The sequence below is a fragment of the Oleiphilus sp. HI0123 genome, assembly GCF_001635315.1.
In genome coordinates this window covers 1-11,394 of sequence record NZ_LWGE01001331.1, presented here as the reverse complement: position 1 = coordinate 11,394, position 11,394 = coordinate 1, and the positions used below count along the sequence as shown (strand labels likewise).

Sequence of the window (11,394 nt, the reverse complement as noted above, 5' to 3'; positions counted from 1 at the left end):
ATCGACCATATCGAAGGTTCAAAGCAGCAGAGGAAAGCAGTAAGCAGAAAGCTGAAAAAAAACCTTTCACTTTGGAAAGTCCCTCGCCACCTAGTGATAAAAGTTATCAACGAACACATCAATCAAGAAAACACAGCAGACCAATTTCTTCTGTGTGATCAGGTCCACACGCTGGAAAAACTAAGTAAACAATATAAGAGCGAACGTAATGAACTAATAACTGCAAATTTGAAGCTTGTTTTTAGCGTAGCTGGCAAATTTAGATTCCTCGGAATGCCTTACAACGATTTAGTGCAGGAAGGCAGTATCGGCTTACTTAAAGCCATTGAGCGCTTTGATCCCAGTAAGGGGTTCCTCTTTTCGACTTATGCTTATACTGCCATTAGTCATCACATACATGCGGCTATCGAAAAGCAAGCAAGTGTCGTTCGTAAACCTTACGATCAACTCCGCGATAAAGCAATTGCCGACAAAACGAGGGCAAAGCTAGAACAGCAGCTATCACGACCTCCTAGAAGCCATGAGTTTAGAGCGAGTTTGCCAGATAACATCAGTAATAAAGCACCTTATGTCGAATTAAATACTCATGCGACCGCTAACACAGAATGGTATGCACAGTCTCCAGAACCTGAAGAACACGAACTCATTGGAAAAAACGAACAAGACCTAAAAACACAGGAGCTCCTGTACAAACGAGACCTAAAAAACATCCTAGGGAGCTTAGATCTACGAAAACAAACCATACTCCGAATGCGATACGGCATAGGAATCAACCGCACCTACACGCTAAAAGAGATCAGCGAGATACTCTTCATCTCATCTGAAAGGGTTCGCCAATTATCGCTTCAATCTGAAAAAGAGCTGAACACAATCTTAGAAAATGAACCAGACACCGATCTGGGCAATGGCAATTGAGATCCATTATTCAATTTGATTCGTAATGATTAATAATGAGAGGAAACGGACTATGAATTTATCAAATGCGATTATTAAAATCGACAAACTACGCTTACGAACATTTATCGGCTTTAATGAAGAAGAAAAAATTAAACAACAAGATATCGTCGTGAATGTCGAACTACATTATTCTGCCAATAAAGCCGCGCAATCAGATCAGGTGAAAGACGCGCTGGACTATAAGATCATTACCAAGCGAATCATTCAACTTGTTGAAGAAGGCAGATTCTTATTACTCGAGCGACTTGTAAAAGAAATTTTGCAAATTTGCACCACGAGTCCCCACACCACCTTCGCCAAAGTAAACGTTGAGAAACCACACGCGCTCCGGTTTGCTGATTCAGTATCACTGACAATGCAGGCCTCAATCCTACCTGAAACTTTGGAGAACTATGCCCATGCTTAGCCCTGAAGCCCAATTAGTTAAAAGCACCTTAGTTGAAATGGGACTTGAAACGCCTCTTGTTCAGACGCCATACACTGACGAACAAAAATATCAGCGAATTAAGGGTTTATTAGCCGAGGTCGTGGCAACTTTGGGGCTAGACCTTCAAGACGATAGCCTGGCTGAAACTCCACACAGAATCGCAAAAATGTACTTGGAGGAGATATTCTCTGGCCTGGACTATCAGAACTTTCCCAAAATAGCGGTTATCGAAAACAAAATGAATGTCGATGAAATGGTTAAAGTCAGTCGCATTAACCTGATAAGTACTTGCGAACACCACTTCGTCACGATCGATGGTTTAGCTAAAGTCGCGTATATTCCCGCAGAAAAAATCATCGGCTTATCCAAGATAAATCGTATCGTAAAGTTTTTTTCACAGCGCCCTCAAGTTCAGGAACGATTAACAAAGCAAATTTTAGTTGCGCTGCAAGTCTTACTCAATACCGACAACGTCGCAGTATCAATTAACGCAACACATTATTGCGTTAAATCCCGAGGTATTATGGATGCAAACTCTGAAACATCAACGACAGCCTTAGGAGGTTCCTTTAAAACCAACCCACAGACACGCGCTGAGTTTCTACAAGAGGCCCATCAATAATTGATTGCTACACAATCAATGGCGGGGACAAACACCATCGCTGTTTATCCCCAGAGCTATCGGCGTGATAGCAAGCAGCGCTGCGCCTAAACAGGCACAGCCAAACCAATCCTATCGCGCAAGCCAAAGCGATTAAGTAGCTTGTAGCTTTTCCAACCCAGCACACTAACCGATGTCATCACTCCTGCCATCATCGCGCCACCAATGCCACAGCTAAGCACATCCTGGCCAGTTAGATACAAGCCGGGAATTCGCGTCTCAGGTCGCAGCCAGTCTTGCTCAAAACGAGAAGGGTCATGATTAAGTCCATAGAGCTCACATTTTTTGTAGGCGCAGAAGAAGTTTGTCGACAAGGGCGTACTGGTTTCGTGATAGTCGATTTTACCTTCTAAGTGAGGCATTTTTTCATAGAGTGCTTTCAGCATACGCTCGGTAAACATGTCTTTGAGTGCTTCGTAGTCCGTGCCTCGTTTCCCCCATGGCTGGTCTTCCCACTTTTCAAACCATTCATAAGGACAAGGCGCAACGATTTCTATCGTCGACTTGCTAGGGTTCTTTCGCTGCCATTCAGGGTCTTTTGCAGACGGAAATGAAATATACACCGCAGGCAAAGGCTTATCTTTGTCATTCTCAAACGCATCCAAAGCACTATCGGCGTCATAATCAGGAAAGATCCAGAAGTTCGTCTTGGGTAGCTTCAATTCTTCAGTGCTGCCCTTCAAACCAATATACATTCCCAAGTGCGCTTTTGATGATTCAACTTCTTGCAGCTTTTTATCATAAGAGAACTTTTTGCTCAGCGCCTGCGGAACCAGGTCTTGAAAGGTATTCATTACGCCTGCAGCACTAATAACCTTATCTGCGTGAATGATATGACCATCAGACATCTCGACACCCAACGCGACGCCCTTTTCAACGACTATTTTTTCGACGCTTGCATAAGTAAGCAAGTCACCACCTGACTGTTGGATAACAGGAATAATCGTATCGGCTATTTTCCAGGCACCACCTTCTGGGTAGTAAGCACCCGATAAGTAATGTCGAGCGATCAGTGCATGAATTAAAAAGCTCGACTGCTTAGGAGGTAAACCACAATCGCCCCACTGCCCTGTTAAGACGCCAATTAACTTTTCATTTGAGGTCAGTCCACTTAAGACTTCATAAGTCGTCTTGTTGAAGTAGTCAGGCAGGCCGAAACGCTTGAGCAGCTTATAGGGCCGAGAAAGTAAGGTTGGCATCAACTTATCCATAACCTTAAGGGGCATGCACCGCGTAATGGCATCTAGCATTTTCAGATAGGAATCAATCGCTAGCTCTTCTTCGGGAAAGTGTTTTAACAAGTCTTGTTTGAAACAATCTCTACCCGCGCGCAAATTGTAAACATCCTCGCCAAAGTGGAAGCGATCGTAATTGCTATTTAGTGGCGCCCATTTCAATTCACCGTCAGTGATAAAGTCGAAAATTCTGCGCATTTGTGATTTAGGGTTGCCCATCTCACCGATATAGTGAACACCTACATCCCATTCGTAGCCATTGCGCGAGTAGCTGTGAGTGTATCCTCCAGCGGTGTAGTGTTGCTCTAATACCAAGACCTTTAACCCAGCCTTAGACAGCATAGCTGCGCTGGTCATACCGCCAATACCCGAGCCAATGACAACGGCATCATAATGACCGTCGACACGCGATGAGCGATAGCGTTTGCCCACTCTTAGCGTACTGGGTTTGAGTGTTTTCTTATTCGTGAGAGGCTGAACGGATTCCTTAGTCATAAGAGCAATTCCTACATGGATAATTAATGGTTAAATCACATAATCCAATTATTACGATTTATTTTAAGTATTGAATCATCACATACAGCAAAAAACTTACATCGTAAAGATTATAGGTAGTTGGCTCAGGAAGATAGTGTCAGTATCAAAATAGTTTTTGTGTGCTCCCGACACCTTAAGTGGGCTAAGAACACCTTATTAAACAAAAAACCGTTAACCAGATAACATTTTAGTATGCTTATACTAAATTTTATCACTATATTCCAACACCTAATGTTGTTTTTAAAACATTACAACCTCTTTTCATACACACATGGAGTTTTATTAAACGTATGAACCTACACCTTAAAACATTATCTTTATTGCTTCCGCTTACCCTACTGACTGCCTGTAAGAATGAAATCACACCAGAATGGGAGCAATATTACTCTCATGCCAGTAGCAATGAATCTCGAGTTGAGTGGCTATCAAATGTCGCCGTCGATGGTTATGGAGAAATAATCAGCGGCGGATCAACGATCCGAACAGGCACGGACCGCCAACAAAATATTTTGCTGGTTAAGCGAAGCAGTGATGGTGAATTAATCTGGTCAACCGATATTGACCTTGCGAAAGGCAACTATCGAAGTGACGATAAGATAACTGATCTCACCCTAGATAGTGACGGTAACAGCTATGCCATTGGTGTTAGCTATATTGTCGAAAATGACATTCAACGCTATGGCTCTTTCCTCGTTAAAGTAGATACTTATGGAGAACTAGTGTGGTCTATTGAGCTATCTAAACACGATGATGCGCGCGATCTAGAGATCCATCAAGACCAGTTATATGTTACAGGTTTTGCCACCCAAGTGTTTAACTTAGATGGCGTCAAACAACTTAAAATTGAACATGAGAAAGCATGGGATATCGAGGTTAATGATGCCGGCGACATCCATATTGTCGGCGCAGAAAAAGCAGCGAAATACAATGCTGCAGGGCAACTGGCCTGGGCTGTTGATTTACCTGCAGACCTTTACCTTCAAGCCGCTCTCGCAGTCCTATCTGATGACAGCATTGTTATCGCGCACAATCAACAAGATGATTCAACACGCATAGCCGGTATCAGTCCAAACGGTCAACCATCCTGGAGTAAAACCTACTACCCGCCACAACAAAGTTATGGACTACCGGGCCCGGCTTTACTGAAGGCAGATTGGCGAGACAATGTAGTGCTCAGCCTTTCTAACGACAAGTCCAGACGCCTAGTTAAATTGAATGAGCAAGGGCAAGAGCTGTGGCAAACCACGAGCCAAAATATTGTTCAAGACTTAGCGCTTGATGAAGACAGTGCAGTGTATGTTGTCGGTGGTGGTAACAACGAGAAATTTGATTCAAGTGGCCAGTTCATCGGTGCAACCGTAGCGACCTCAGGCACTCAAATCACGACAGGCTCCATCGCATTAGAAGGCAATAATATGTACATTGGATATAGCGCAGTCAAGGACGGTGAAATTCAACATTATTTAGCGAAGTTCTTGAACCAATAGAAATACCCAGTCTCACCCTTAAAACAGATTGAACAGGTTTAAATATGAGGTGTTAAGCGAAGGCCTAGATGGAATAGGCCTTCGCGATGAAATCTAGGTTATGCCTTGAGGCTTTGTAAGAACGCGGAAACCATGGAAAGAAAACCCCGCAATTGTCGCAATGCATGACCCTAAACGACGGCACTTCAATTTACTTAAGGTAAGTGCTAAGAGGCTAATCCGAAATACTCTGTCAACGAAGGAATGGGTTCAACATTCGACCAAAAAAGCCCGTCATTTTCAAAGGAGCATCCATCACAGCAAAGCATATACAGTCTTCTTCCATATGCGCTCTTGGCTGGTGAATAGTCTGGGTGTCGGCCAAAATGAAATCATCTTTATGATAATCACCTGCTTTATCGCAAAAACTACCACGCATCACCAAGGTAAATTCATTGCCCTCATGTGTATGCTCTGGGAGTTCTTTGCCTGCAGCGATTCGATAAAACTTAGCGGTGTAGCGTTCATCGGAAATAGGTAATACAAACTCTTTTATGCTGCTTGAAAAGCCTGACCACGATAACTGGTCGAAGTCTTTATCAACAAACCGCCTCAGTGGCGGTGGAATCTCGACCTGCTGATTCGCTGAGTTCAAAGGTTTGTCATTCGCGACAGGATCATCAAGCCGCGCGAGAATATTGTCTAGTACGTTCGCGCCAACCGGCTCAGGCTCCAGGCTAGATAATATATCACCGCCTAAGCTTTCGTAACGTCGTACTTTTGCGGCACACGAACCGCAAGTTTCGATATGACAAGCAACGATAATACCCAAAGCATTAGGTGCCTGCCCAGCAGCGAACTGCATTAAAAGGTCATCGGAAGGATGATAATTAGCCATGTCATATGCTCTTTTGCCAAGTTATCTAGCTTTTTCATTGCTAGTCTGAGTCTCGATTTAATCGTGCCAAGGGGCAAGTCCAATTCCCCTGCAATTTCACTGTGTGATTTCCCTTCAAAGTAAACCTTGTAGACAATCTGTTTTTGCTCGTCAGGTAAGGCTGTGATTAAGTTACGAACAATCAGCGCATTTAGATCACTTTCGACTTCACTTTCTAGAGATTCACCACCCTCTTCATAAAACAAGTCATCAGATTGGACCAAATCAGGGCGACCCTTACGTGCAATATCAATACGTTTGTTACGAACAATCGTATATAACCAGGTAATCGCAGTGCCGGATTCTGGCTTAAAGGTATGCGCTTTTCGCCATGCGGTTAACATGCACTCTTGTAATAGCTCCTCGGCATCTGCTGAGTTCGAACCACACTTAATGGCATACGCTTTCAAGCGTGCAGAGCTTAAGTTAAATAGTTCTATAAACGCACTACGGTCTTGATTTTGAGCAATACTCATTAACAAGGCGTTTAACTTTTGGTTTTCTGGAGTGATGGTAGCCACCGGGCCTTCCTGCAAGAAATCTACGTTTGAATCATTCCTGAAATGTAAAGCATATTACTATTTGGGTAAACCCATAAATCCAATATCTGAGCTATGCCGTATAGTTAGTAGAATCTTTTAATACTTAGGTGAGACATGAAATCAGACGTAGTTATGGACACAGTTATGGACGTAGTCATAATTGGTGCAGGCATGGCAGGATTAACGGCTGCTAAGCAGTTACAACATAGAGGCAAAAAGGTAGCGGTGGTCGAAAAGTCACGCGGAACTGGCGGCAGGCTCTCATCAAAGCGCTTACCACTACCTGACGACCAAAGCCTTACGTTTGACCTCGGCTGCCCTAGTTTCTCTAGCGAAACACCACAATTTAAAGCTCAACTTGATAAGTGGCTGGCCGATGAGCTTATCGTTCCCTGCGCCAATCAGCCAGAGTACTATGTTGGCCGAGAGCGAAACTCCAGCATCACGCGCCACATTGCTAAAGACCTGAACATTCACTTTTCCACCCGGGTTTGTCGCCTCGAAAAGGAACGTGAGCTTTGGCAGGTTTACACTGAATCACCTACTGGCGAGCAGCTGTTCTGCACAGCAGAGCACATTGTAATCGCAACGCCACCTCAACAAGCTTACGACCTATTACCCAAAGGCAATAGTCTCTGCCCTCTAATCGAGCACATTAAAATGGAACCACAATGGGTACTTCTCTTGGCCGTTCGTAGCAGTACAGAACTAAAAATAGATTCTGCACAGCACCCAAATATTAAGTCAATTTCGCCAGAGCACGTTAAACGAGGTGCTAAGCCAGACGATTCAGTGCAGTACTATCAAGTCCAAGCTGGCGAAGAGTGGAGCCAAGAAACAATTAATTGGGAACGAACACGCGTTGAAAGCTATCTATTGAGTGAGTTCGAAGCACTATGCGAACAAAAAATAGATATCATCGTTTCACACTTACATCGCTGGCTATATTCTCTGCCGAGTAATACCCCCATCGACAATAAAGAGAACTACCTTACATGTAGTGAAAAAATACACCTCAGTGGAGACTATCTTGCCACGAATCAATCCCGCCACGGACTTGAGTGCGCCTATTTAAGTGGCATATCGGTAGCAAAACAGATCTAATTTCATTCGGCCTGCGTATGATATACAAGGTTCGTAGTATAAGATATTGGCAACATAAAATAGCAACAAAAAGGGATAATATAAGATGACGCAAGAACATTTACTCAACCTAATCTGGTTTAGAAGTGATCTAAGGGTTTATGATAACCCGGCGCTTTCGGCTGCCATGTCATCCGGGCCTAGCATTGCTGTTTATGTGATATCTGAAGAAACCTGGGATGCCCACAATGAGTCGCCAGCTAAACGATCTCTTATCCTGCGCCAACTAGAAATACTCTCTGGCGCTCTCAGCGAGCTTAACGTTCCCTTTTATGTTCTTACAGCAGAATCCATGCAAAAACTGGAATCGAGTATTTCTGAGTTTGCCAGCCAGCTGAAAGTTTCTCACCTTTTCTACAATGAAGATTATGGACTGAACGAGCGCCGACTCGCCAAGTCGGTATCTGAAAACTTACGTAATCACGGCATTATCAGCCAATCTTTTCATGATCAATGCATCGTTTCTCCGGGCACCTTGAGGAACCAGAAGGGAAGCTACTATCATGTATTCTCGGCATTTAAACGTGCATTTTTAAAGCAGTCGAAGACTTTATCCAGGCACCTGGTCAACAAACCCTCGCCACAACCGCCCTTAACAGTCAAAGCACCAAACTTGAATGTTGCGACGTTTCAAGTCGATTCTCGGTGGGACCATCATTGGCCCGCAGGAGAAGATCACGCTCACGAGCTACTTAATAACTTCATGGAAGAACGCGCAGCCTCTTACCATAAGGCCAGAGATATTCCCTCGCTCGACGCGACAAGTTCACTGTCTCCTTATCTTGCAACGGGTATCGTAAGCACATCACAGTGTTTAAGATCAGCACTAAGCTATAATCAAGGCGAGTTTGAAGGGCGTAATGAAGGCGTCAACACCTGGATAAACGAACTACTATGGAGAGAATTCTATCGCCACCTCTTGTACGCTTATCCGAGGTTGAGCATGCATAAGCCGTTTAAGAAAGAAACAGATCAGCTACCTTGGCGTAAAGACCATCGTTTGTTTGAACAATGGAAGGCTGGAAAAACAGGCTACCCCATCGTTGATGCTGCCATGCGCCAATTAAAAGAAAAAGCCTGGATGCACAATCGACTACGCATGATTACCGCGATGTTTTTAACAAAGCACTTATTAATTGATTGGCGACTCGGTGAAGCGTACTTTATGGAAATGCTAGTCGATGGTGATTTGGCGTCCAACAATGGTGGATGGCAATGGTCAGCCTCGACAGGCGTCGACGCGGTTCCCTACTTCAGAATTTTTAACCCCACACGCCAGTCTGAACGCTTTGACCCCCAAGGACAGTTTATAAGACGCTATGTTCCTGAACTACAAACCTTGGATAGCAAGTCAATACACCAACCAACTAAAGAACAGAGAGCTGCATGCGCTTACCCCGCAGAAATAGTCGAACACGCCCTGGCAACGTCACAAACGAAAGCGGCATTTAAATCGCTTCACAAACAAGCTGATACTGAACAGCTTCCTCTTTTGGACTATTACTCATGAACGATACACCGAGCAGTAAGACTAAAGCGGGTCACTCAACAAGGCTAATAGGTAACCTTATTAGCTGGTTTGACTCTGAGTCTTACTCACCTGACCCCAAAAGGGAGCACGCTACCAACACCGTAAACTGGATGCGTTGCATGCCATTTATTGCCGTCCACTTAGGCTGCCTAGGTGTCATCTGGACAGGCTGGAGCCCCGTCGCCATTGCGATCTGTTTAGCCGCTTTTTGGCTAAGGATGTTTGCGGTCACCGCGTTTTATCACCGCTTTTTTTCTCACAAGAGTTACAAGGCCAACCGCTTTTGGCAGTTTTGTTTTGCCGTGCTAGGCAATTCAGCGTCTCAAAGAGGCCCGCTTTGGTGGGCCGCTCATCACCGGAATCATCATAAGCACTCAGATGAAGAGTCAGACTTACACTCTCCCATTGCTCATGGTTTTTGGTGGAGTCACGTCGGATGGTTCATGAGCGATGAAGGGTTTAAAACCGATTACAGTGTCATAAAAGACCTAGCGAAGTTCCCTGAACTCCGCTTTCTAAATCGCTTTGATAGCCTAGTGCCCGTTCTCTTCGCAATCGGCATGTACATGCTGGGTGAATACTTGGCTTATGCTTTACCAAACTCAGGCGTTAATGGTTTACAAATTCTGGTTTGGGGCTTCTTTATCTCTACAGTATTTTTGTTTCACGCCACCTTCACCATTAACTCTCTTGGTCACGTATGGGGATCAAGGCGCTTTGAGACAAAAGACCAAAGTCGGAATAATGCTTTCCTTGCACTGCTTACCCTGGGAGAAGGCTGGCACAACAATCATCACCGCTTTGCCGTCTCTGCAAGGCAGGGTTTCTACTGGTGGGAGATTGATATTTCTTACTTGATACTGCGTCTATTGAGCTTTTTTAGAATTATTTCTGATCTGAACCCTGTGCCTTCTCGTATCCTAGAAGAAGGTAGACAAAAACGTTCAAGCATAAACGTTCATACTTAAAAAGGCACAATCATCATGTCAGTCGTCGTTATAAAGTCAGAAACACCCGCTAATGTTGTAGAGCGATTCAAGCACCTCTTCCACACGCTCGATGCGAATAACTGCGATAGTGGAATCATTGAAGCAGTCTACGAACCAGACGTATTATTCGAAGATAGCTTTCATCGGATAGAAGGCGTAGCTAACTTTCAAGGGTACTGCGCGTCACTGTATCAGAACTTACTTTCCTGCCAGTTCACCTTCCATGACCAGTGGGTTAAAGACAATGATGCCATGTTAAATTGGACCATGAAATATGCTCACCCGAAGCTAAATAAAGGCAGAATAATCACGATTGAAGGGGCAAGCCTAATACGTTTCAACGACAAAGTGTACTACCACAGAGACTACTTTGATGGCGGGCAATTGCTCTATGAGCACATACCGGTCATGGGGAAACTTATCCAAACTCTAAAATATTTTATGAAGTAGCAGGAGCCGACAATGCTGAATGATATTGAACGTATTTGGGTAATTGGTGCTAGCACCGGGATTGGAAAAGCGCTCGTCACCGCCTTGGCGAAGTTTGATAAATCAATCATAACAAGCGCTCGCTCAGAAGATAAACTAGACGCGTTGTGCGGACAGACACCATCAAAGTGCGAGCCACAAACGCTAGATATCACCAATGATAGTGCTTGCCAAGCCGTCGTAGAAAAGCTGCAAAGCACTTATCCGTCGATTGATATGGTCGTCGTGAACGCGGGTACGTGTGAGTATATCGATTCAGACGAAATTGATATGAGCAGTATCAAACGCGTGATGGACACCAATTTCACGGCCGCTGTTTCGACCATCAATGCAGCGCTGCCCCTGTTGCGCGAATCCGCCAAACAAGGAAAAACGCCAAAACTGGTCGTGATGTCGAGCAGCGTCACCTATCAAGCGCTTCCCAGAGCACATGTCTACGGCGCTTCAAAAGCGGCACTACGATATTTTACCGAGTGCTTA

Annotated in this window: 12 protein-coding genes; 9 read left to right on the top strand and 3 right to left on the bottom strand. The window is 44.4% G+C overall.

Going from position 1 to position 11,394, the window contains the following annotated elements:
* The 3 genes from A3761_RS16525 to folE all read left to right on the top strand — a co-directional run.
* Positions 1-915, top strand: a 915-nt coding sequence (locus A3761_RS16525; protein WP_068750530.1) for a sigma-70 family RNA polymerase sigma factor, incomplete at its 5' end; no start/stop codon positions are given.
* 52 nt (positions 916-967) lie between these two features.
* Positions 968-1,363 (top strand): dihydroneopterin triphosphate 2'-epimerase, encoded by a 396-nt coding sequence (folX, locus tag A3761_RS16520; RefSeq protein ID WP_068515436.1) that lies wholly within the window; start codon positions 968-970, stop codon positions 1,361-1,363.
* On the top strand, positions 1,356-2,006 hold the full coding sequence (folE, locus tag A3761_RS16515; RefSeq protein ID WP_068515433.1) for a GTP cyclohydrolase I FolE: 651 nt from the start codon (positions 1,356-1,358) through the stop codon (positions 2,004-2,006). Before folX ends, folE begins: the two co-directional genes overlap by 8 nt.
* Positions 2,007-2,092: 86 nt before the next feature.
* Here the strand turns inward: folE and A3761_RS16510 are convergent, their stop codons facing one another.
* Positions 2,093-3,775: an NAD(P)/FAD-dependent oxidoreductase gene (locus tag A3761_RS16510; RefSeq protein ID WP_068515429.1), complete on the bottom strand. Its 1,683-nt coding sequence runs from the start codon at positions 3,773-3,775 to the stop codon at positions 2,093-2,095.
* 332 nt (positions 3,776-4,107) lie between these two features.
* Here A3761_RS16510 and A3761_RS16505 point away from each other — a divergent pair, with 332 nt between their 5' ends.
* Positions 4,108-5,304 carry a PQQ-binding-like beta-propeller repeat protein gene (locus A3761_RS16505; protein WP_068554924.1) on the top strand — a complete coding sequence of 399 codons (1,197 nt, stop codon included), beginning with the start codon at positions 4,108-4,110 and terminating at the stop codon, positions 5,302-5,304.
* Positions 5,305-5,536: 232 nt separating this feature from the next.
* Here the strand turns inward: A3761_RS16505 and A3761_RS16500 are convergent, their stop codons facing one another.
* Both A3761_RS16500 and A3761_RS16495 read right to left on the bottom strand, forming a co-directional pair.
* Positions 5,537-6,181 carry a ChrR family anti-sigma-E factor gene (locus A3761_RS16500; protein ID WP_068553795.1) on the bottom strand — a complete coding sequence of 215 codons (645 nt, stop codon included), beginning with the start codon at positions 6,179-6,181 and terminating at the stop codon, positions 5,537-5,539.
* Positions 6,148-6,741 (bottom strand): sigma-70 family RNA polymerase sigma factor, encoded by a 594-nt coding sequence (locus tag A3761_RS16495; RefSeq protein WP_082865284.1) that lies wholly within the window; start codon positions 6,739-6,741, stop codon positions 6,148-6,150. Before A3761_RS16495 ends, A3761_RS16500 begins: the two co-directional genes overlap by 34 nt.
* Positions 6,742-6,876: 135 nt before the next feature.
* Here A3761_RS16495 and A3761_RS16490 point away from each other — a divergent pair, with 135 nt between their 5' ends.
* The 5 genes from A3761_RS16490 to A3761_RS16470 form a co-directional block, all read left to right on the top strand.
* Positions 6,877-7,866: an NAD(P)/FAD-dependent oxidoreductase gene (locus tag A3761_RS16490; protein WP_068515418.1), complete on the top strand. Its 990-nt coding sequence runs from the start codon at positions 6,877-6,879 to the stop codon at positions 7,864-7,866.
* Between the two features lie 85 nt (positions 7,867-7,951).
* Complete coding sequence (gene phrB, locus A3761_RS16485; protein ID WP_068515415.1) at positions 7,952-9,415, top strand: deoxyribodipyrimidine photo-lyase; 1,464 nt, start codon at positions 7,952-7,954, stop codon at positions 9,413-9,415.
* Complete coding sequence (locus A3761_RS16480) at positions 9,412-10,404, top strand: acyl-CoA desaturase (RefSeq protein ID WP_068515410.1); 993 nt, start codon at positions 9,412-9,414, stop codon at positions 10,402-10,404. Before phrB ends, A3761_RS16480 begins: the two co-directional genes overlap by 4 nt.
* Positions 10,405-10,419: 15 nt before the next feature.
* Positions 10,420-10,875 carry a nuclear transport factor 2 family protein gene (locus A3761_RS16475; RefSeq protein ID WP_082865183.1) on the top strand — a complete coding sequence of 152 codons (456 nt, stop codon included), beginning with the start codon at positions 10,420-10,422 and terminating at the stop codon, positions 10,873-10,875.
* A 12-nt stretch (positions 10,876-10,887) separates the two neighbouring features.
* On the top strand, positions 10,888-11,394 hold a 507-nt coding region (locus A3761_RS16470; protein WP_156491899.1), incomplete at its 3' end, for an SDR family oxidoreductase.

What these genes read in the sequence shown, in the direction of transcription:
- A3761_RS16480 (WP_068515410.1), top strand. Translation starts at nt 9,412, where the DNA reads ATGAACGATACACCGAGCAGTAAGACTAAAGCGGGTCACTCAACAAGG.
- A3761_RS16490 (WP_068515418.1), top strand. Translation starts at nt 6,877, where the DNA reads ATGAAATCAGACGTAGTTATGGACACAGTTATGGACGTAGTCATAATT.
- A3761_RS16475 (WP_082865183.1), top strand. Translation starts at nt 10,420, where the DNA reads ATGTCAGTCGTCGTTATAAAGTCAGAAACACCCGCTAATGTTGTAGAG.
- folX (WP_068515436.1), top strand. Translation starts at nt 968, where the DNA reads ATGAATTTATCAAATGCGATTATTAAAATCGACAAACTACGCTTACGA.
- A3761_RS16505 (WP_068554924.1), top strand. Translation starts at nt 4,108, where the DNA reads ATGAACCTACACCTTAAAACATTATCTTTATTGCTTCCGCTTACCCTA.
- folE (WP_068515433.1), top strand. Translation starts at nt 1,356, where the DNA reads ATGCTTAGCCCTGAAGCCCAATTAGTTAAAAGCACCTTAGTTGAAATG.
- phrB (WP_068515415.1), top strand. Translation starts at nt 7,952, where the DNA reads ATGACGCAAGAACATTTACTCAACCTAATCTGGTTTAGAAGTGATCTA.
- A3761_RS16500 (WP_068553795.1), bottom strand. Translation starts at nt 6,181, where the DNA reads ATGGCTAATTATCATCCTTCCGATGACCTTTTAATGCAGTTCGCTGCT.
- A3761_RS16510 (WP_068515429.1), bottom strand. Translation starts at nt 3,775, where the DNA reads ATGACTAAGGAATCCGTTCAGCCTCTCACGAATAAGAAAACACTCAAA.